The sequence below is a fragment of the Fodinibius halophilus genome, assembly GCF_011059105.1.
In the GTDB taxonomy this organism is placed as follows: Bacteria; Bacteroidota; Rhodothermia; order Balneolales; family Balneolaceae; genus Fodinibius; species Fodinibius halophilus.
Genome location: NZ_JAALLS010000006.1, coordinates 149,984 through 171,888, shown reverse-complemented (window position 1 = coordinate 171,888; position 21,905 = coordinate 149,984). Strand labels below are relative to the sequence as shown.

Below are 21,905 nucleotides of genomic sequence, written 5' to 3'. Positions count from 1 at the left end.
TTTTTGCTAGCAGTTCAAATCATAGCGGATCACCGATCAAGCGGGAAGCGGATGCTCAACTTTTTTTACGGATCAGAATTAGAACCATTAGCCCGACGGCTTTGTGCCGAGATGAAGGATAATTTGCCGGAGAACCCGCTGGCGCCGGAGATCTTTGTAGTACAGAACCACGGCATCGGGCAGTGGCTGTCGCTCTACTTGGCCGACCAAGAAGAGGGTATCGCCGCCAATATGGAGTTCGAATTTCCCTCCGAGCGCATCTGGAAGCTGATCCGAAGTATTGACGATGATATTCCAAAAGACCTGCCCTCCGACCGCGGCCCCATGACCTGGAGCCTGGTCGAGCTTTTTGAAGACGAGCAGCTGCTGGATCAGTTCCCCAACCTCCGCCGCTATATCAGCGACCCCGATCCCGAGCAGCGCGCCATGCGCAGCTGGAAGCTGGCCTCCAAAATTGCCGACGTCTTTGACCAGTATCTTATCTATCGTCCCGATATGATCAACCACTGGGAGCAGAAGAAGCTGGCCACTGGCAGTGTGGATGCCGAAGGCTGGCAGATGCAGCTCTGGAACAGGCTCACCAATCACTGGAAGGACTATTACGACGGAAAATGGCTGCACCGGGCGGAGCTCCAGCAGCAGCTCATCCGGCATATCGAAAACGGGACACTGGATACCCAGGAACTGCCCGTCCGTATCACCATTTTTGGCGTCTCCACCGCCTCACCCGCCTTTATTGAGACGATGGTGAAGCTCTCAAAACTAACGGAGGTCTATTTCTATCATCTCACCATCGATCCGGATAAGAAAGAAAGCGATGCTTTCGTCAATCCCTTGCTGCAGTCGCTGTCCGCAGAGGGCACCGGCTTTATGAAGCAGTTTTCAGCAGCGGTACGGTCCGATGCTGTCATTAAAAAAGAGGTGAACTGGGAAGAGGTCACTACCACCGACGAGCCGCGGCAGTCGGTGATAACCGCTATACAGTCCGACCTCAAAGAAGACAGTCCGCTATTGGGGCCCAAGCTGAAGGTGCCCGCCGCCGACCGCTCGGTGCAGGTGCACTCCTGCCACAGTCCCATGCGCGAAGTGGAGGTGCTCTACGATCAGCTGCTCTCGCTCTTCGACCGGCAGCCGGACCTCAATCCCGATGACGTACTCATCATGACGCCCGATATCGAGACCTATGCCCCCATGATCGAGGCAGTCTTTGGCACCCCCGACGAAGGGCAGCCCGCCATTCCCTATGCCATCGCCGACCGCGGCATCGAGGGGGAGCGTCCCGCTATCGAGGCTTTTCAGAAGATCCTGGAGCTCAGCGAGAGCCGTTTTAAGATCACCGAAGTGCTCGACCTGCTCGATTCCGATCCCATACAAGAGGCCTTCGGCTACGGCGAAGAAGAGCTCAACAGGCTGGAGCAGTGGATCCGCGATAACAATATCCGCTGGGGCATCGATGGCAGCAGTAAGGCCGATATGGGGCTGCCCCCAAGCAATCATTTTACCTGGCAGGCGGGTTTGCAGCGTATTTTGTTGGGATATATGATGCGGTCTTCCGATGACGAGCTCTATCAACATATTTACGCCTATGGTGAGGTTGAGAGTTCGGACGACGCGGCCCTGGCCGGCACCTTTTCGCGACTGCTCAACCAGCTGTTTGAATGTAACAAGCGGTGCCGGGAAGCCCGGTCGCCGGAGCAGTGGCAGCATCAGTTGGAGTCCCTCGTGGACCGTTTTCTGCCCGATAACCGCGACTATTTCCGGGAGATTGCCCGCATTCGTGATGCTATCAGCGGGCTCACCGAAGAGACGGAGCTCGGTGGCTGTAACAAGCAGATTCCTTTTGCTATTGTCCGACGCTGGCTGGCCGATCAGCTCGAAGAGAAAACCACCGGCGGGGGACGCATAGGCCGCGGCGTCACTTTTAGCTCGCTGATGCCGATGCGCTCTATTCCTTTTGAAGTAATCGGGATGATCGGGCTGAATGAAGGCAGCTTTCCACGCTCGAAAATACCCATCGAATTTGACCTTATGCACCTCGATCCGCAGCCGGGCGACCCGGTACAGTCGGAAGAGGATCGCTATCTCTTTTTAGAAAACCTGCTGTCGGTGCGCAGCACGCTCTACTTTAGTTTTGTGGGGCAGAGCAACCGCCAGGATGCCGAATTCCCGCCCTCGGTGGTACTCAAAGAGTTTCTGGATCACCTGCAGGAGCACTACGGATTGCGTCCCGAAGATATGCTCACCAAGCATCGCCTCCAGCCCTTTAGTCCCCGCTATTTTGAAGGGGAACAGCATTTCAGCTATTCGAAATCGCAGCTGGAGCTGAGCCGAAGTCTGGCCAACGGCGAAGAAAATGGCACCGCCTTTTTCGAAGAGGGTCTGGGCGAAGCCGAAGCGGAATGGAAGCAGCTTTCCGTTAACGATCTGATCTCCTTTTTCCAGCATCCCGCCGAATACCTGCTCCGCAACCGCCTCGGAATCTACCTGCGCGACGAAGATATCATCACCGAAGACCGCGAGCCTTTTGCGCTGGATAAGCTGGCTGAATATAATGTAGGGCAGCCGCTGCTGCAGCGATTCCTGAAAGAGCAGTCCCTCGAATCCTATGAGCAGGTGATGCGTTCCCGCGATATGCTGCCCGAAGGGTGGACCGGCGAACAGGCCTTCCGCCAGAAGGCCCGGGAAGTAGAAGAGTTCGGTACCGAAATCCAGCAACGCTTGGATGAGCAGCCGCTGGCCGACCTCGAGCTGAGCCTCGATATTGGTGACTTTCGTATTACGGGCACCCTCACCGATATCTACCGCGGGGCACGGATGGAGTACCGTTTCGGCAAGGCCCGCCCCAAGGATAAAGTGGGCTGGTGGATCCGTCACCTGCTGTTTCAACAGCGGAAGCCGGCCGATCATCCCGGCAACAGTATGCTCTTTAGCTGGAATGAAGGATCGTTCGAAGAGCATCGGCTGTCCCCGGTATCCGAGAGCGAAAACTTGCTGGTACAACTGCTGGACTACTACTGGCAGGGACTGCAGCAGCCACTGCCGATATTCTGTAAATCCTCCTACGCTTATGCCAAGGCCGTTTTGCAGGATGATAAGGAGGAGGACGAGGGCATCGCCAAAGCGGTGAGCAAGTGGGAACCCGGCTGGGGTGGTTATCCCGGCGAAGGGGATGATCCCTATAATAAACTGGTAACGGAAGGGGAGCATCCCTTTGAAGAGCAAGAATTTGTGGAATACAGCCGCAGCCTCTGGGCTCCTTATTTTGAAGCAATAATAGAGGAGGAGGGCTGATATGAAACTGCTAAAACCTTTTGAAGTTACCTTTTCGGGCATCAACCTCGTTGAAGCCAGCGCCGGCACGGGCAAGACCTATAATATCACCTCCCTCTATATCCGGGCCCTTATCGAGCAGGATATCAGCGTGGGGAAAATATTGGTGGTCACTTATACCGAAGCGGCCACCAAAGAGCTTAAAGACCGGCTGCTCGACCGTATTCGGGAATCCATTGCCGTACTTAAAGCCGGGGAAGTGGAGGATGAATCCGACCAGTTTTTAACAGAGCTGCTGGGGCAGGTGATCGACCGGCAACAGGCGATTACCAAGCTGGAGCAGGCCGTGCGCATGTTTGATGAGGCCTCGGTCTATACCATCCACGGCTTTTGCTACCAGGCGCTGCAGGAGCAGGCGTTTGAAAGCGGGGCGATGTACGATGCCGAGATGATCGGCGACGATTCTGAGCTGGTGCAGGAAGCAGTGGACGACTACTGGCGCAGCTGGGTGGCCGAAGTTTCCGAAAATCCCCAAAAAGAGCCGCTGCTAAAGTTATTGGATGACAAAGGATTGGGACCGGAGTCGCTGGCCAGCGAACTGGGCACCTATATCGGCAAGCCGTACCTGGAAATTTTGCCCAAAGAGATTGACGATGCGGGATTGGAAAGAGAGCTACAGCAATTCAGCGAGCTCCACGGCGAAATGAAAGCGATCTGGGAAGATCAGCGTTCGGTGATACTGGAGCTGCTGAGCCGCGATGAGATGAGCAACTACCGATCGGACTGGCTTACGAGCTGGTTTGCCAGCATGGATGCGATCTTTGAGTCGGAGACGCCTTCTATCAATATTTTTGACAAATTTGAGCGCTTTACCCAGAGCTATATCGATGGCAGCTTGAAGAAATCGGCAGAAAAGGAGGGGGTACGTCCGCCGCAACACCCGTTTTTCAAGCTGGCCGATAATTACCAAGAGCAGGCCCGCACCTTTAAGCAGTACGATATCATCTTTAAGAAAAAGCTGCTGGCCTACCTGCGTAACGAACTCAATAAGAAAAAGGAGGAGCTGCAGGTGCTCTCTTATGACGACCTGCTGCTACGATTGCGCAATGCGCTGCTGGATGAGGAGCGGGGGAAAACGCTGGCCGCCAAGCTGCGGGAGAAATATCCCATCGCCATGGTTGATGAATTCCAGGATACCGATCCCAACCAGTACGATATTTTTCGGCGTATCTATAAGGATACCAACGAAACGCTGTTTATGATCGGGGACCCCAAGCAGTCGATATACAGCTTTCGCGGGGCCGATGTCTATTCCTATATCGAAGCGCGTGAAGATGCACCGCAAGAAAATCGCTTTCGGCTGGATCGAAACTTCCGCTCTACGCCCGACCTGCTGCGGGGACTCAACGCCTTTTGGGGCGGACATGAAAATCCCTTTGTCGTCGGTGATGACATTGAATACAAGCAGGTAGAGTGGGGCTGGCCCGAGAAAAAGTATGACCGGCTCAAAGAGTATGGACGGGCACGTCCGCCCATTCGTTTCCGACGGCTCTCGGAGACAGGACAGGATCAGCTGACCAAAGAAGCAGCCAAAGAACAGGTGGCCGAAGATACCGCCGATGAGATCTACCGGCTGCTCGAGGGCGGCAAAAAAGGCGATGTCACCATTGGCGACCGGCCGCTGCAGGCCAAAGATATTGCGGTGCTGGTGCGTCGCCACAAGCAGGCCGACCTGATCAGCGAAGCCCTGCAAGAGCGCGATATCAAAAGCGTGCGTCACAGTAATCAAAGTGTATTTGAAAGTGAGGAGGCCGCCCAGCTTACGCAGCTGCTGAAGGCCGTAGCCGAACCTACCAACGAGACTCTGGTAAAAACGGCGCTGGCCTTATCGCTGACCAACTATACCGCCCGCGAGCTCTATACCATCGAAGAAGATGAAGAGCAGTGGGTGCAGGTACTGCAGCAATTTGCGGACTGGCATCAAAGGTGGCAGCAAGAAGGCTTTGCCGCCATGTACCGCTCGCTGCTGTCGCGGCTTAAGGTGGCCGAACACAGTATCAAATATCCCGATGGGGAGCGGCGGCTGACCAACTTGCTGCACCTGGGAGAGCTGCTGCAGGAAGAGTCGCAACATCACAAAGAGGGCACGCGAAGCCTGCTGCACTGGTTGGTTCGCAAACGCAAAGAGAACAGCAGCAACCACAGCGACGAAGAGCAGCTGCGCCTGGAAAGTGACGAGGAGCTGGTCAAAATTGTGACCATGCACAAAAGTAAGGGACTACAGTATCCCGTGGTCTTTTGTCCCTTCTTGTGGTACGGTCCGCGTATTTCAGACAGCGGTCAGCCGCTGGTCTATCACCGCCCCGATGATACGGAAACTACCTACTTGGACCTGCATGGTAAATCCGATGACGACCGGGCAGAAAAACGATTTTATACACAGCGAGAAGAACAGGCCGAGAGCCTGCGGCTGGCCTACGTGGCTATGACCCGCGCCCAGCAGTGCGTCTACCTGACGTGGCAGTTCGCCAATGATGCCGAATTTTCGTCCCTCGGCTACCTACTGCAAGATCCCCAGCAAGCCGAAGCGCTGCTCAAGAAAAAGGTGAAGTATGGTCCAAAGGTGGAGTGGTCGGGCGACCAGATGCACCACAAAATTGAAAAGCTGTGTACGCGCCATCCCCAGCTGTTTACCCTCAAACAGGAGCCGGAGGTCACCCAAAGTCCGCAGCTCGAATTCCCGGGATTCGATGACACCCAGCCTGAGCTCAAAGCACGATCTTTTGATCGAAACCAGCCGTTGACAACCAGCTACCGGGTTTCCAGCTTTTCATCACTCACCAGCATTGCCGGAGAGGACGACCCCGATATGCCCGATTATGATCAATATATCGATGAGCCGGTGGTCGAGCTCCCACAGCAACAGGAAGAAAAGAACATATTCACCTTTCCCAAGGGACCGCAGCCCGGGACCTGTATCCACAACATTTTTGAGGATGAGGATACCGACTTTGCCCAACCCGGTGAGGCCGGCCCGGTAATTCGCAAAAATCTACAGAGCTTTGGCATCGATACCGACTGGGAGGGCGTAGTAACAACGATGTTGGAGACGGTGGTGAACAAGCCGCTCTTGGAATCCGATGATTCCCTCTGCTTGTCGGCCTTGGATACCAAGCAGATGATTCCCGAGATGGAATTCTATTACCAAAACGACCAGATCGAGGCAGAGAAGCTGATCTCCATCATTCGTCCCAACGACCGACCAACCGGTGGCAGAGGGCGGGCCGAGTCGGGCTATCTCAAAGGATTTATCGATCTCACTTTTGAATTCGACGGCAAGTATTACCTGCTCGACTATAAGACCAACTACCTGGGAGATTCGGTCAGCGATTATCGCGGCGAACTGCTTAAAGAGGAGATGCAGGAGGCTTCCTATGACCTGCAGTATCACATCTATACGGTGGCGCTGCACCGGTTTTTGAAAGCGAGAACTCCCGACTACTACTCCTATGAGCAGCATTTTGGAGGCGCATTCTACCTCTTTTTGCGGGGCATGAACGAGCAGGGCCGCGAGGGCATATTCTTTGACAAACCGGAACGCTCTACCATCACCCATTTAAACGAATATATCCTGGGAGGCCGCCATGAATAAGATAATGCAAAAATTGTCGGTCCTTCGCAGTGAAGAGGTCATCCGCGATATCGACCTGGAGATCTGCCGGTTCCTGCGAAATCAGCATCCCGATATTCCCGGGCCCGTACTGCTGGCCGCCTGCCTGGTCAGCTACAACTATCGCCAGGGCAATGTCTGTGTGGAGCTGAATCGCTATGCCGGGCAATCCCTTTTTGTTGATGGGGATACAGAAACAGAAATTACGGCACCGGACCTGGGTCGCTGGAGCCAGCTATTGGCCGGGAGTCCTGCCATAGGTTCACCGGGCGAATTTTGTCCGCTCATTTTGGATGGTCAAAACCGGCTCTACCTCCACAAGCTGTGGCATTACGAAGATCTGCTGGCCCAAGAGCTGATCAAAAGAAGCAGCGCTCGAGCCGAAGATATTAACCAAGATATATTGCAGGATGGCCTGCAGCGCCTTTTTGCCCACTCCACGCAGCAGCCCGATTGGCAGCAGGTGGCTGCGGTAAGTGCGCTGCATCATAAGCTGGCTATTATTTCCGGCGGACCGGGAACAGGCAAGACCTCAACGGTCGTGCGCATTTTAGCGCTGCTTCTGGAACAGCAGCAGGGGGAGGGCAGCCCCAATATTGCGTTGGCAGCTCCCACGGGCAAGGCCGCGGCCCGGCTCAAAGATGCTATTGCAGCCGCCAAAGATGATCTCAACGTTTCCGAAGAGATCCGGGCTGCCGTCCCCGACGATGCGGTGACGATCCATCAGCTGCTCGGCGCCCGCCGACATACCGCAGCTTTTAAACACAACAGCGACAATCCCTTGCCTTACGATACCATCATCGTTGACGAGGCTTCGATGGTCGATCAGGCACTGATGAGCAAGCTGATGGAGGCCTTGCTCGCAGACTGTCGCCTCATCTTGCTGGGCGATAAAGATCAGCTGGCGTCAGTAGAGGCCGGTTCGGTGCTGGGGGATATCTGCAACATAGAACAGAACGGTTTCAGCAGTGCATTTGCCCAGGAACTGAGTCAGCTGGATCTGCAGATTCCCGAACGAAATCAACAGCAAGCTCCCTATCCGCTTACCGATAATATTACGCTGCTGACCAAAAGCTACCGCTTTGATTCCGACAGCGGTATTGGTCGGCTGGCCGACTCCGTAAACAGGGGAGAGGCCGAGCAAGCCACGCAGGTGCTGGACGATCCCAGTTACAATGACACGTCGTTAGTGACCATTCCTGACCACTCCACCTTGGAGCAGGTAATAGGGGATGAGATGAGGACCTATTTCAAGAATATTGTCAACTCATCTTCTCCGCAAGAAGCACTCACGGCTTTTAATCGAATGCGGATCCTGGCAGCCCACCGACGCGGTCCGTGGGGCGTGCGATACCTGAACCAGCTGGTAGAGCGGATCTTGCAGCAAGAGCACTTAATCCCCAAATACCGGCAATGGTATCCCGGCAAGCCGGTGATTATCAATGTGAACGACTATAGCCTGCGTCTCCACAATGGGGATACCGGGCTTTGCCTGCCGGACGAAGAGGGCGAACTCAAGATCTATTTCCGTCACGAAGATACCGTTCGAGCTATTGCGCCCGGTCGTTTGCCCGATCACAGCACGGCCTACGTGCTGACGGTGCACAAGAGCCAGGGTTCGGAATTTGATAAGCTGATGCTGGTGCTGCCCGATTCCGACTCCAAGGTGTTGAGCCGGGAGCTGATCTACACCGCAATCACGCGCTCGCGCACAGCAATTTCAATTTTGGGTGACCAATCGGTACTTCGCGCAGGAATCGAGAAGAGATTACAGCGTGCCTCGGGCCTCCAGGACCGCCTTTGGGAGAAATAATATCGGTTTATAGGTAATAATCTGCCCTTTTCCGCCGTTCTTTTCTAACAACAGAAAAAATCTAAAAAACTTGGAACAATACTGTTGTAGTAGAGTATGAACTATTGAACATACTGATCCCTGGTTACCTATTGTTGTAACCATTGATTTGTACCCCGAAAAGCCAACGTACAAAACAGGGCCGGTTGATCCCGGTCCTGTTTATTTTTTTGCCCTTTTGTAAGGCCCATCTTTGCTGGTACTTTCTCGATAAAATAACTACTGCGATACCATCCCACCTGTGCAAACACAATTCCAACCCATTCCTGGATAGCTTTTTGCCTGCCCTCTTCACGGAGATTCTGAAAGAGATACTTCGTTGAGCTCAGTACATGGTTCAGAATGACAAGGGGATTCTATATGATTTTGTGACTTTATTATCGCACAAGCGTCTCGCTTGTGTATATACGTTATCCCCTCATACTATTAATCCATCATGTCATGCCATTCTTCACAGTCCTTTTATGCTCCGTCTTGGTCCATCCAAAAAGAGTTAGAAGTCTGGATGAGTTTCTATCTTTCGTCGGGCGGCTGGAGGTGCCGTCCGGCGAATTAGATAAAGCAAGATAAGCAAGTGTAAAGATGAAAAAGGTATGTCCTAAGCGACTCCCTGATCATGTAATAGGTACAAGGGGGCTTGGGGGATGGTACTGCTCATCTGTTTATGGAAAGCCAGACTCTTGATTGAAAACCACATTGGGGAGCCAGCGGTGGATAAATGTTCCCCGTTTTAACAAACGAGTCAATTCGAGCGTAGCGAGAAATCCTTGTTTAACAACAGCACGATCAAGATGATCGCGTTACATTTTGTATAGCTTCTTATTTGTTTTCTGCCTTTTAAAAAAGAGAAAAAACTTAGATATGGCTTTGTCGACGTTTAGGCGTCCCTCTCCCTGCGTAAAGTAGGGAGAGGCCAGGAGTGGGGCAGCCAAATCATCGTGTAAAGATCTTGTTTTTCGATGTGTGAAGAATAAAATAGAACTGCCCCATTTATGCACGAGCGGGACGCTCGCGCTATTGTTGATATTGGTAAAGCTGCCGGCCATCCTCCGCCACTACGTTAAAACTTCGAGGCGCATAGCTGCACCTCCTTCAGTTACCATTGTCAGCCCCGCCACAGATATGACCACAAAGAGGACCCTCTTAGAACCTCTTACTTCTATGGGACCTTTGCAAAACCAGGCAGTCATCCTGAATGTAATGAAGGATCTCCCTTTCAACGGCAGAAGATGGATACTGGAGATTCTTCGACAAGCTCAGAATGACGAAATCAAAGGTTTTGCAAAGCCCTCTTCTATTTCAATTGGTAGTAATTCAAGTAGATCGTGTAGAAAGGTTGTATTGGTCTCACTTATATCTTTCTTAATGTTGATATCATTGTTGAGTCAACCTTCACTGCTGCCGGTGATGCAGAAGCACAAGCGTATGTAGATCTACTAATTATGATAAACGTAGCATCTTGATCAAAGTAATATAGAACCACCTTAGGGGCCGACAGAAGGGGCGGTTCCCTTTTTTTATTGTCAGGAATCAGTGCCAAATTATTGTTTCAAAGTCGTTATCTTTTCAGGTACTAATGAATTATCAAAACAAAAGAGGATGAATAGATCGCAAATTCGTAGGTTTTTAAAACTCACCAAACTATTTTCCAAGCCCCATCCATGGCATGGAATTGATATTGGGGAAGAGAAGCCCGATGTCGTAAAAGTATTTATTGAAATCGTACCCGGTGATACGATGAAGTATGAACTGGATAAGGAAAGTGGTTATCTGAAGGTTGACCGCCCCCAGCGTTTTTCAAATATCTGTCCCTTGCCCTATGGATTTATACCCCAGACCTTATGTGCCGAACAAGTAGGAAATTATTGTGCCGAAAAGACGGGACGCCCCACGGTAAAAGGGGATCAGGATCCATTGGATATTTGTGTTATTACAGAACGTAATATTCCGCACGGCAATTTGATTTTGGATGCTATTCCGGTTGGCGGTTTTCGCATGCTCGACGGGGAAGAGGCCGATGATAAAATCATTGCTGTTATGAAAGGAGATGCTTCATTCGGGGGAATGTCTGACATTAAAGATGTACCTAAGCATATTGTGGAACGCTTGTCGCATTATTTCCTAACCTATAAAGAGCGCCCGTTTAGTGATAAAGAAAGAGAGGTAGAGATTACGCATATTTATGGCCAAAAAGAGGCCAAAGAAGTTATAAGCCGCAGTATCAATGATTATAACAGCCATTTCGATACCGATAAAAAAGAGCTGTTTGAACTGATAGGCAGTGGTCTCGAATAGCTCATAGAAGTGTTTAGCCCCGACAAGCTCTCGCTGTATTTATGAATGTTAATTTTTTTTAATATGTTGATCCATAATATATAAGTATAGGCAAACACAGAGAGGATTATATTGTGGGTTCAAATAAAGAAAAAAATATTGTTAATGGCAATAGTACCCCCGAAGAGAAGCGACGACTAAGAGAGTTACATCGGTACAATATCCTGGATACCCCGGATGAAAAGGAATTCGATGACTTAACCAAAGTGGCAGCTTATCTTTGTGGGGTAAAATCTGCCCAAATTAATTTCCTGGATTATGATCGCCAGTGGTCAAAGTCTTGCTACGGTTGGGATGTGCAAGAAATACCGAGAGATGAAAGCGTTTGTACTTATACTATTCAGCAAGATAAGTATTTGGTTATTAATGATCTTCGCAAGGCACCTCGATTTAAAGAATATGATTTTGTAAAGGATGAGGACTTGCTATTTTATGCAGGCGTTAACTTAACGAGTTCGCGGGGATACAATATTGGAACGCTCTGTGTGTTTGATGATGAGCCGGGAGACCTTACCGACGAGCAGCTGGAGTCGTTACAGGTACTTGCTAGTGATGTAGAATCTAAACTGGAGTTGCGGTTGAAGAGGGAGCAGCTGATCGAAGAACATAAGAAATTACAGAAGACGGCTACTTTTCTACATAATTCAGCAGATATTATGCTGATAGTAGATTCTGATACACTGGAGATCGAAGAAGTAAATGAAGAGGTAGAAAAGGTAATAGGTTACCGTTCAAATGAAATTGAAGGGACCCTGCTTACAGATTATATAAATAAAGAGGATTTCAGGAATCAACTCTCTGACTGGGCATTTCAAGGAGCTGAGGAGCGATTTATTTACGAAACTACTTTTGAGTCAAGGGGAGATCATCGATTATGGTTTGAAATTTCTGTTACTGAGAATGACGGGAAATACTATGTCACCGGACGAGATATTACCGACCGGAAAAAAGCAGAACAAGATTTACATAAGCAGAAACTTCTTACCGAAGATATTATCCGTCACCTGCCGGGGATTTTCTTCCTTATTGATGAAGAGGGCAAAATTATAAAGTGGAACAACAATTTAGAGGGCATTAATAAGAGAAAAGAAGAAAATGTTATTTCCGAGCTATACCACAATTTTATATTTGGAGAGAGCCGGGACGCAGCTGAACAGGCACTGGGGGAGGTCTTTCAAACGGGTTATTCGCGCACAGAGATTAACTTTGTCAGTAAAGATGGTCAGAAAATACCGCTTCTGTTATCCGGTTTTCGGTATCGGTTAGATGACTACAATTATGTAATAGGAATCGGGATAGATGTTACCGAAGAGAAAAAAGCACTAAAAGAACTGGAAGACAAAGAAGAGAAGCTTAAAGAAGCGCAGCGTATTGCCAGTTTAGGAAGCTGGAACTGGAATATTTCTGAGGATAAACTTGTGTGGTCCGATCAAGTGTATGATATCCTGGGCCTGAATAAGGAGGAGGTTGATCCTACTGTTGATATGCTGCTGGGTATGATGCCTGAAGATGACCGTCAAGAGTTAGTTCAAATTATCGAAGGGCTTAAAACAAACAGAGAGATAATAGATTTTGAGCATCAGGTTCAAAAAAATGATGGAACTGAAATATATGTGCATGAACGCGGTAAGGTAAACCGTGATAAAGAGGGTAACTCTGTGGAGGTATCGGGCACCATACAGGATATCACAGAACGCAAAAAGGCCGAAGAAAAAATAAAAGCCGCCCTAAAAGAAAAAGAAGTGCTGCTGGCAGAGGTGCATCACCGGGTTAAAAATAACCTGGCCGTTATTAACAGTATGCTTCAGCTTGAAATTTTTAATACAGAGAACAGGGAACTTGTAAATATTCTGAGCAACAGCCAGATGCGTATAAAGTCGATGGCGCTTATCCATGAAATGCTATATTCTTCCGGTGATTTTGCAAATATCTCCTTTAAGAATTATCTCGGAGAGTTAATGGAATCTATACTTGATACCATCACTTTTGATCCTGATGAGATAGAACTTGAGATGGAGACCGAGGAGTTGAATCTCACTATTAATCAATCGATACCATGCGGACTTATAGCCAATGAACTTATTACAAACGCTATAAAGCATGCTTTTCCCAATGGAAAAAGCGGGAAAGTCCGATTCAAAATGACTGAAAAAGAAGGAGTTATACATTTGGTAGTGGCAGATAATGGTGTGGGGGTGGAGGGGGATATCGATTTTAGTAGCCCGGATACGCTGGGACTGACCTTGGTTAATACATTGAAAGATCAACTCAATGGGCAGCTACAGGTAAACAGAGAAAACGGTACCCATATTCATATTATTTTTCCGAAAGATGACTCAAAAGGATCATCAGCCAATATCTATCTACAACAAGATGGATAAGATAGGTAGAAAAAGATCTTAGGAACATATTACTAAAAGGGGACTTTGCAAAACTAGTCACATCTTGTCATGCTGTCCGACGGCTGGCGGATCAGAATCTCATATACAGTTATTAACCTTAAAGCCGGGATCCTGAACTGATTACTACTACGCCAAGGTGTAATCTGCCAAAACCCTTAGGTGTAGGTATGGCTTCGTAGCACAGGTTCAGGATGACATGCCGGGTTTTGCAAAGCTCCCTAAAAAAAGCCGCCAGGTATGATACCTGGCGGCTTTTGAACATATAAAAGTGTCGAATTGTTTTGAACTGAAGTCCTAATTTACTCTTCAGGATTAACTTCTAACAACTCTACTTCAAAAATAAGTGTTTCATTAGCACCAATTGGTCCTCCTTGTGGCGGTTGGTTACCATAAGCAAGCTCACCGGGAACAAAGAATTTATATTTTGCTCCTTCTTTCATTAGCTGAACCCCTTCGGTCCATCCGGCAATAACTTTATTTAAAGGAAAGGTAGCAGGATTGTCGCGTTCATAAGAACTGTCAAAGACTTCACCGTCAAGCAGAGTACCTTCGTAGTGTACTTTTACCTTGTCGGTAGAATCGGGAGAGGGGCCGGAACCTTCTTTTAAGACTTTGTATTGAAGGCCGCTGTCTGTGACTTTTACGCCCTCTTTTTCTTTGTTTTTCTTAAGGAATTCTTCACCTTTTTTAGCGTTTTCTTTCCCTTTTTTCATGCGCTTTTGCTGCATCTTTTGCTGCGCCTGCATCTGGTATTGGCGAACAAGGCGCTGCATTTCTCTGTTAGAGAGCTGGGCAGAGGTGTCTTCGAGTGCTGCTTTGATACCTGCAGCTAAAAGTTCCGGTTTAACATCGGTCATACCTTGAGGCTTTAGCGACATAGCACCCATCTGGTAGCCCATGCTGTAACTCACACTGTCGATCTGGGCTTCGAGGGAAACATCACCGTAAGAACCGGAGTTTGAGTTGCATCCCACGAACAGAAATGAACCTGCTAGAAAGAGACAAAAGGTTTTAATCGTTAATTTCATTGAATTCATTGGTTATGGATAAAATTTTAAGTTCTTAATTCGTGTCGAAGTTATTTAAATTTTTGTCCGTAAAAAAATTTACTGCAGTATTAAGTGAATTGCTTAGAAAATCGTATCTTAGGCTTCTTATTCGCATATCACGATAACTGTTAATTAAGCCACATACCACTTTTGAGATTTGAGAAGTTTGAATTGAGCGATGACCTTATGATGGGATTACGCGACCTTCGATATGAGGAAGCTACGCCCATTCAAGAAGAATGTATACCATTGATTCTAAATGGGCAGGATGTTATCGGGGCTGCCCAAACCGGTACGGGTAAAACGGGAGCTTTTGTTATCCCATTGTTGCAAAAAATTATCAAGAATGATTCAGAGCACACCCAGGCTCTCATACTCTCACCAACGCGTGAGTTGGCACAGCAGATCGAAGAACAGATTTTTGCGCTAGGTTACCATACTGGTGTTTCTTCTGCGACCGTAACCGGGGGTAGTGATTACGGTACTCAGGTTAAGGCAATTCGTGCCGGTGTGGATATTATTGTGGCTACACCGGGTCGACTTATTGACCAGATGAATGTACTGAACCTTGATTTTAGTGGGCTCGAGTACCTGGTGCTTGATGAAGCCGACCGCATGCTGGATATGGGCTTTTTGCCGGATGTGATGAAGATTGTGAAGCAGCTGCCCACTGATCGGCAGACGATGCTCTTTTCGGCTACGATGGTTGAAGAGGTGCAGAAAGTGGTTGATGAAGTAATGAAGAACCCCGCTGAGGTTGAGTTTGAAGTATCAAAACCTGCAGACAGTGTTGACCAGCAGATTTACTTTGTGCATCCCAAGAAAAAATTAAGCTTGTTTGAGCAGCTTTTTGATGCGGATAAATATAAGACTGCTATTGTTTTTTGTGCTACTCGCAGAGGTACCGACGAGGTAGAACGTATGCTCAAAAAGCGGGGCGTCAATGCGGTAAGTATGCATGGCGACCGCGACCAGCAGGAGCGTAACGAGGCCTTACGTAAGTTTAAGAATAAGACACATCCCGTGATGGTAGCAACAGATGTACTGTCTCGCGGTATCGATATCGATGATGTGTCACTGATTGTGAACTTTGATGTGCCCAATAATCCGGAAGATTATATTCACCGTATTGGACGAACAGGGCGATATGACAAAGAGGGAACAGCTATTACTTTTGTCAGCAATAAAGACAAAAAGTACTACCATGCTATCAAAAATGTGGTGGGAGACCAGCTGACAGTCAAAGAAATTTCGGATAAAGGAAAGGGAGATAAGAAGAGTAAGGATTCTTCTAAACAGCGTACCAAGAAGAACAAGAGCAGTAATAAGGGCCAGAAGAAATCTAAAGATCAAGACAAGGGATCTTCCAAGAAATCGCAAAAGAAGACCTCCAAAGATAAGCGCAAGCCACGCCCCCCAAGGCCGGGATCGAGAAAGAAGAAAAAGAATCAACCAGATTCGGCTACTTCAAGCAATGGTCGTCAAAAGGAATCACAGCCCAAAAAGACCGATAAAAAGCAGGTCAAGAAGAAGGATACGAATAAAAAGAAAGAATCTTCTCAACAGGCAAAGCCTACAAAGAAAAAACCAAGTTCTAAAGAGGTTAAAGAAAAAGCCCAGAAAATTTTGGAGCGCCACCGAAAAGATGCCGAAGAGGAAGATTACTTCCAGCCAGAAGTAATTGAAAAGGCGGTAAGTCGTAATCGAAGGTCGTTAAAACCGGCTAAAGGCTTGTGGGGAATCATCAAAAGTTATATTCCAAAAATCGGATCATAGCTACTATGTGGGAAGGATTAAAATCCCTGCTGATTTGGTTGGGCGTTACGCTGTTGGTGTTGATATGGTTACCGTTGTTGGCAGTAACACGGCTTTTTGACCGAGATCCGGCTCGTTATCGAACCGGCAGACTGTTTAGAAAATTGGGACATGCGATCTCAAAAATTAACCCTAATTGGCAGATAACGATTACGGGGAATACGGATATTGATGATCGCCGCCCCTATATTATGGTGTGTAATCATTTGTCCCAGGCTGATATACCTTTAATCTCCAACTTGCCCTGGGAAATGAAATGGGTAGCAAAGAAAGAGCTATTCGAAACACCGGTAATAGGATGGATGATGAAGCTGGCCGGTGATATCTCTGTGGATAGGCGAGCAGATGACCGAAAACAAAAGACTTTTGAACAGGCTCAATTTTACCTGGATCAAGGATGTTCCGTCATCTTTTTTCCGGAAGGAACGCGTTCCCGAAATGGAAAGCTCAATGCTTTTACCAGGGGGGCTTTTGAGCTGGCAATAAAAAAAGAGATCCCTATTTTGCCTATGGTTATTGACGGTACCCAAAATACATTACCCAAACGAAGCTGGAAGTTCGGAATGGCAAAACAGATTAAATTAAAGATCCTGGAACCGGTGTCTGGGCAGGGCTATGATGTAAAAGATACGCGGGCATTTTCGGAAGAAATCCGTACCTTGGTACTGGATCAGCTCACTGAATGGCGAAATCAGGATGCCAATGAGATAGATAATCTCGCCTAAGAGATTTGTCCACTTCTGCTAATCCAGTGTACTTGTTATAAATCAGCTAATGGAACTCTTTTCGTGATAATGGATGTTGTTGCTGAATCTGGTTTGGTCCAGGCAAAAATGAGGTTGTCTTGGTAGCGTGCCATCCGGGGAAAACCGGTTTTTCTACTCTTTTCTACTTCATCGATAATCAGATCGTTTATAAGTTGTCCCTCACTGTTAATAGATTTAAGTCGTAATACCGGTTTATTGGGTGTTTCTTCAATCCATGAGACATAGAGTTGTTCGTTATGAAGTACCGCATCCAGGCGCCCAATTGAGGTATCATTATTAAGCACGATGGGTTCACTAAAGTTAAGCGCCTGATCGGTAGATATAGCGGCTTTAGCTGTAGGGCTATTATTTGCTCCGGTATGCCAGGCTACCGCAATCATATTATTTTCAGCCACTATACTGGGCCCATTTACAGGACAAGCTCCTATTTTCCAATCGTCTTGATGAACCAGTTGCGGATTAGACCATGCCTTTCCATCAAACCTGCTGATTTTAATATCTCGAATTTCTTTATCGGTGCGATTTCTATAGGCAACAATTGCCCCTTTTTGGGTACGAACAAGAGAGGTCTGACAACAATCACACACTGCTTCATCTATCAAAAATGTTTCTTTTACTTCACCATCAGTAGTGATAAATGCTCCTCGCAGAGTCATTGCTTTTTCAATGTTATAATAATCATTCTCAGAACGGTTTGCAGTTCGCCGTCCATCCAACCATACCGCCAATATTGTTGACTCATCCCACGGTACCATGGATACAAAGCCGTGTTCGGTAGCAGTACTGTCAAGATGAGGGACAATGGGAGCCCGCCAATCATTACCGGGAGTAGTCATTGAAATATTCACATCATAAGCATACGGCCCGCCTTCCCTTTTATTTAACCAGTGTGCAGCTATTGGGTTGCCATTGTGGGCTACAATAGAGGGAAAGTCGGCCCAGTTTACAAACCAAGCAGAGTCGGTGGCTATGGTTTGGGGGCTGCTCCATCCGTTGGTATTAAATTTAGCAAATTGGAGAGTGTTTTGGTCATGTTCTTTAACAAGCCAACTCATAAATAGAGCATCAGAACTGCTGTATAAAAAGGGATACCTGCTGTTTTCCGGTGCGGGATTTTTTTGCACAGAATTCTGCTGTACACCAGAGGTACAAGTTAGGGTGGTTGTTGCAATAATTAGTAAAGCAGTTAACTTTAACTTCATGATGTTGTACCTTTGATCTGTTGAATTTGTAGCTTATACCCGATAAATACCCCCAGCACTCTGAGGATTGTAGAAGTTATTAAATACCAGGTTGGTTCTCGCTGTTGTAATATGGTATAGTCTAATATGCCTGCTATAACTAATAATAAAATGAGGCCAAGGGTGGCTAAGTGTTTGTCAGATTGAGCAAGAGTACTGCTCAATAATCCAGCAAACATACCAAAACCCAACTGCAATAGAGTAACGCCTGCCACCCATATTTCAGACGGCAGGGTGGTAATGCCGGTTAAGGCAAACTCTGTTTTAAAATAAAAGGATATAATAAGATGTACGAAACTGTTAGTGGCTGTAATGGTAATATACCCTACAGCTATTGCTAGCATAGATCGAATCATATAGCCGTTGAAGTGTTGTAATTGGAATTTTTATATAATAAAAAATTTAATAATAAACTTTAAGTATGCCCGAAGGACCAGAAATTTGGAGAACAGCCGATTTACTAACTGAATCCCTAAAAAACGACACCATTACAGACCTTTACTTCGCTTTTGATGAATTAAAGGATTACGAATCAAAGCTAAAAGGAAAATCTGTAAAAAATGTGAAAGCTCGCGGTAAAGCAATTCTTACTTATTTTGAGGGAGATACCGTAATGTATAGCCACAATCAACTGTATGGTAAATGGATGGTCAGTGAGGCGGGAGAAGAGCCTGATACAAACCGTTCACTGCGAGTTGCAATTCACAATGGTAAAAAGTCCGCATATTTATATTCGGCTTCTCAAATAGAGATACTGGGTAAGCAGGAGATATCTGAACATTCGTACATTAAAAAGTTAGGACCCGATGTATTACATCCGGAGACAACGTATGAAGATATTTTAGCACAATACACCTCTGATGAGTTTAAAAATCGTAAGCTCACTACTTTGTTATTAGATCAGGGGTTTGTGAGTGGCATTGGAAATTATCTCCGCAGTGAAATTATGTTCTATGCCAAAGTAGCCCCTCACCAAAAACTTCGAGCGTATTCTGATGAGGAGAAAAAAGCGTTGGCCAAGGCTACCGTTAAACTATCGGTTCGCTCTTACGAAACTGGTGGTATTACCAATGATCCCTCTATCGTTGAGGCTCTGAAGCGGGAGGGCGCAAAGAGGTCTGAATTTCGCCATTTTGTCTACAAACGTACCGATGACCGATGCCACAAATGTGGACGCATTATTGAAGAAGAAAAAACGAGTGGTAGAAAAATATACTATTGCCCCAATTGTCAGTTAGAGGAATCATAACTCAATTTTATAGTATGAATTCATTAAGTAATGATTTAAAGATCCTGTTCAATCGTGATTTAGATGCAATTGTTGAGAACCTGGAGGCTATTCCCGAAGCCAAGTTATGGGAATCTCCCGAAGGAGTAACAAATAGTTGTGGGATATTGGTTCAACACCTTGTCGGGAATCTTAACCATTTTATTGGTCATGGCATTGGAGATACGGGATATATGCGAGATCGCGAAAAAGAATTTTCCAATACGGGTATCCCCAAAGAAGAGCTTATTGATCGGATACACTCATTGCAAGATATGTTGGATACGATATTTTCGGCGGAAGAAGGAAGGTTAGATAAAGATTTTTCACTCAATGTCCCCTTCGGTAAGACGAAGAGAGGTGCTCTTATCCATTTGTATGGTCACTTAAACTACCATCTGGGCCAGCTCAACTATCTTCGAAGAATCATCTCTAAAAACAGGTGAAAAGAAGTGCTCAGAATGATACCTTTGGACACCTGAAAATGTGAATCTCAAATGAGAACTACGTTCAATGAAAGATAATGATTTTTTAAAGCCAGGCGATACTATAGCCCACAGTAATAAACAGCTGATGGAGTCGCCTGAAGTAGAAAAGATTGCCGAAATGGTGATTGAGCGCGAAAGTTTAGATTTTGGCCCTGCTGAAATAGGATACTTTTTGGTTTATCCTAACCTTTCGAAATATAAAGCTGCTAAGTGTAAGAAAGCTTCTCGTGAAGTTGAATATTACTCTGGTAACAATTATCTGATTGAAATATCCGGTGAAATGTGGGATATGCTCGACCAAAAAACTCGTGAGATGGTCGTTTTTCACCAACTGTTACACGTTGATCCGGTTTATAAGGCGAAAAATCAGGAGTGGAAGATGAAAGTACGTAAACCTGATTTCTCTGATTTCTATGAAATCAATGATAAGTATGGCAACGACTGGTATAAAACGGTGCAGGCTACAGTTTCTTCACTCTACGATCTGGATCCCAAACGCGAAAGTAAAGTAAATCTATAAATACTAGGTAAGCGTATTTTAGAAAAGGTGCAGGGTAGTAGCTGCACCTTTTTTTTTAAGAGGGCTTTGCAAAACTAGTTACATCTTGTCATGCTGAACCATGTACTGAGTTTATCAGCCGAAGCTATTAGCATAGGTTGGCCTGTCGAAGTATCTCTTTCAGCATCTCATATCCAGTTATTGGTCTTAAAACCGAGATCCTGAACTGAATTCAGGATGACAAGCCGGGTTTTGCAATACTCATCTTCTATTAATAACTGTCATCAGGGGCCCCTTTTAACTATTCCTCTTCTTCAAAAAAGCGCATTTCCAGGGCTTCCATTCTGCGTTCTATGCGCATCAATTTCTGTAAGATCAGAACATGTGTTTTACCGGCATCAATACCTACCGGACTATCTTCACTTTCTATCTGTTCTAAAATTTCGTTGTATTCTTCTTCTGAGATATTGAGATTCATGATGATTCAATTGGTTTGGGGAGAAGAGTTTTAAGACAATAAGGTCAATAGCTGTTACTTTACATTATATCCTTCATCCTGAAGGTAATTGCGTACTTTATCGACATGATCACCTTGAATTTCTATCGTCTTGGCATAGCTGGTACCACCGGCGCCACATTTTTGTTTTAGCTTTTTTTCCAGTTTTTCGATGACCTGTGGGTTGTGTTGAATGTTACTGATCATGGTTACAGTTTTACCACGGCGTCCACCGGTATCTAACTTTACTTTGATAGCCATAAAACTAGGTTAAAAGATTAAAGATAAATTTGTCTGTTACATTTAGTCGAAGATAGCAGATACGTCCATGGGTTACAAGTTGAGGGTAGGGGGGCAACATAGAACGGAATCTCGTTCCAATGCTCTGCGTTGGTACGAGATGTACAATTTGATTAAATTTTTTTATTACCAAAAAATGAATAGTTCATCCAGGGATTAGAACCATGGCTGTATCAATGGCCAAACAATATACCTTCATAGGCAGCAAACTTAACTACGGTGGGGAGGGTTTTTTAGACGTTAGGAGATACTACACCAAGCTCAGTAGCTTATTCAGGATGACATAATAGCTTTCTCAAACTGCTAAAACAGATCTATTTAAATCTAAGGGACCTTTACAAAACCAGGCAGTCATCCTGAATGTAATGAAGGATCTCCCTTTCAACGGCAGTAGATGGATGCTGGAGATTCTTCGACAAGCTCAGAATGACGAAATAAAAGGTTTTGCAAAGCCC

16 protein-coding genes are annotated in these 21,905 nt (G+C 46.7%); 11 read left to right on the top strand and 5 right to left on the bottom strand.

Features of this window, described 5'->3' with window-relative positions:
* Positions 1-51 precede the first annotated feature (51 nt).
* The 6 genes from recC to G3569_RS06565 all read left to right on the top strand — a co-directional run bounded on the left by recC (position 52) and on the right by G3569_RS06565 (position 13,507).
* On the top strand, positions 52-3,291 hold the full coding sequence (gene recC, locus G3569_RS06590; RefSeq protein ID WP_165267310.1) for an exodeoxyribonuclease V subunit gamma: 3,240 nt from the start codon (positions 52-54) through the stop codon (positions 3,289-3,291).
* 1 nt (position 3,292) lies between these two features.
* A complete protein-coding gene (recB, locus tag G3569_RS06585; protein ID WP_165267308.1) occupies positions 3,293-6,922 on the top strand; it encodes an exodeoxyribonuclease V subunit beta in 3,630 nt (1,209 codons plus the stop codon).
* Positions 6,915-8,753 carry an exodeoxyribonuclease V subunit alpha gene (gene recD / locus G3569_RS06580; RefSeq protein ID WP_165267306.1) on the top strand — a complete coding sequence of 613 codons (1,839 nt, stop codon included), beginning with the start codon at positions 6,915-6,917 and terminating at the stop codon, positions 8,751-8,753. Before recB ends, recD begins: the two co-directional genes overlap by 8 nt.
* Positions 8,754-9,953: 1,200 nt before the next feature.
* Positions 9,954-10,223: a hypothetical protein gene (locus G3569_RS06575; RefSeq protein ID WP_165267304.1), complete on the top strand. Its 270-nt coding sequence runs from the start codon at positions 9,954-9,956 to the stop codon at positions 10,221-10,223.
* Positions 10,224-10,391: 168 nt separating this feature from the next.
* Positions 10,392-11,087, top strand: a complete 696-nt coding sequence (locus tag G3569_RS06570) for an inorganic pyrophosphatase (protein WP_165267302.1) — start codon at positions 10,392-10,394, stop codon at positions 11,085-11,087.
* Positions 11,088-11,200: 113 nt separating this feature from the next.
* Positions 11,201-13,507 (top strand): PAS domain S-box protein, encoded by a 2,307-nt coding sequence (locus G3569_RS06565; RefSeq protein ID WP_165267300.1) that lies wholly within the window; start codon positions 11,201-11,203, stop codon positions 13,505-13,507.
* Between the two features lie 320 nt (positions 13,508-13,827).
* Here G3569_RS06565 and bamJ read toward each other — a convergent pair whose 3' ends face one another.
* A complete protein-coding gene (gene bamJ / locus G3569_RS06560; RefSeq protein ID WP_205720059.1) occupies positions 13,828-14,565 on the bottom strand; it encodes a BamJ family beta-barrel-assembly machinery protein in 738 nt (245 codons plus the stop codon).
* Between the two features lie 162 nt (positions 14,566-14,727).
* Between bamJ and G3569_RS06555 the strand changes: the two genes are divergently transcribed.
* Both G3569_RS06555 and G3569_RS06550 read left to right on the top strand, forming a co-directional pair.
* On the top strand, positions 14,728-16,353 hold the full coding sequence (locus tag G3569_RS06555; protein WP_240894622.1) for a DEAD/DEAH box helicase: 1,626 nt from the start codon (positions 14,728-14,730) through the stop codon (positions 16,351-16,353).
* A 5-nt stretch (positions 16,354-16,358) separates the two neighbouring features.
* Positions 16,359-17,117, top strand: coding sequence for a lysophospholipid acyltransferase family protein (locus tag G3569_RS06550; protein ID WP_165267296.1), 759 nt, complete (start codon positions 16,359-16,361; stop codon positions 17,115-17,117).
* 35 nt (positions 17,118-17,152) lie between these two features.
* Here G3569_RS06550 and G3569_RS06545 read toward each other — a convergent pair whose 3' ends face one another.
* Together G3569_RS06545 and G3569_RS06540 are read right to left on the bottom strand one after the other, a co-directional pair.
* Positions 17,153-18,361 carry a sialidase family protein gene (locus G3569_RS06545; RefSeq protein WP_165267294.1) on the bottom strand — a complete coding sequence of 403 codons (1,209 nt, stop codon included), beginning with the start codon at positions 18,359-18,361 and terminating at the stop codon, positions 17,153-17,155.
* The gene (locus G3569_RS06540) at positions 18,358-18,756 is read right to left on the bottom strand and encodes a hypothetical protein (RefSeq protein ID WP_165267292.1); all 399 of its coding nucleotides are present in this window, start codon (positions 18,754-18,756) and stop codon (positions 18,358-18,360) included. Before G3569_RS06540 ends, G3569_RS06545 begins: the two co-directional genes overlap by 4 nt.
* Before the next feature lie 65 nt (positions 18,757-18,821).
* Here G3569_RS06540 and nei point away from each other — a divergent pair, with 65 nt between their 5' ends.
* The 3 genes from nei to G3569_RS06525 all read left to right on the top strand — a co-directional run bounded on the left by nei (position 18,822) and on the right by G3569_RS06525 (position 20,675).
* Positions 18,822-19,649, top strand: coding sequence for an endonuclease VIII (gene nei / locus G3569_RS06535; RefSeq protein ID WP_165267290.1), 828 nt, complete (start codon positions 18,822-18,824; stop codon positions 19,647-19,649).
* 14 nt (positions 19,650-19,663) lie between these two features.
* Positions 19,664-20,113, top strand: a complete 450-nt coding sequence (locus tag G3569_RS06530) for a DinB family protein (protein ID WP_165267288.1) — start codon at positions 19,664-19,666, stop codon at positions 20,111-20,113.
* 67 nt (positions 20,114-20,180) lie between these two features.
* Positions 20,181-20,675 (top strand): putative metallopeptidase, encoded by a 495-nt coding sequence (locus G3569_RS06525; RefSeq protein WP_138429790.1) that lies wholly within the window; start codon positions 20,181-20,183, stop codon positions 20,673-20,675.
* Between the two features lie 280 nt (positions 20,676-20,955).
* On the opposite strand, the gene G3569_RS06520 is transcribed toward G3569_RS06525, so the two are convergent.
* Positions 20,956-21,132 (bottom strand): hypothetical protein, encoded by a 177-nt coding sequence (locus tag G3569_RS06520; RefSeq protein ID WP_165267286.1) that lies wholly within the window; start codon positions 21,130-21,132, stop codon positions 20,956-20,958.
* 54 nt (positions 21,133-21,186) lie between these two features.
* Positions 21,187-21,411 carry a translation initiation factor gene (locus tag G3569_RS06515; protein WP_165267284.1) on the bottom strand — a complete coding sequence of 75 codons (225 nt, stop codon included), beginning with the start codon at positions 21,409-21,411 and terminating at the stop codon, positions 21,187-21,189.
* Positions 21,412-21,905: the final 494 nt, after the last annotated feature.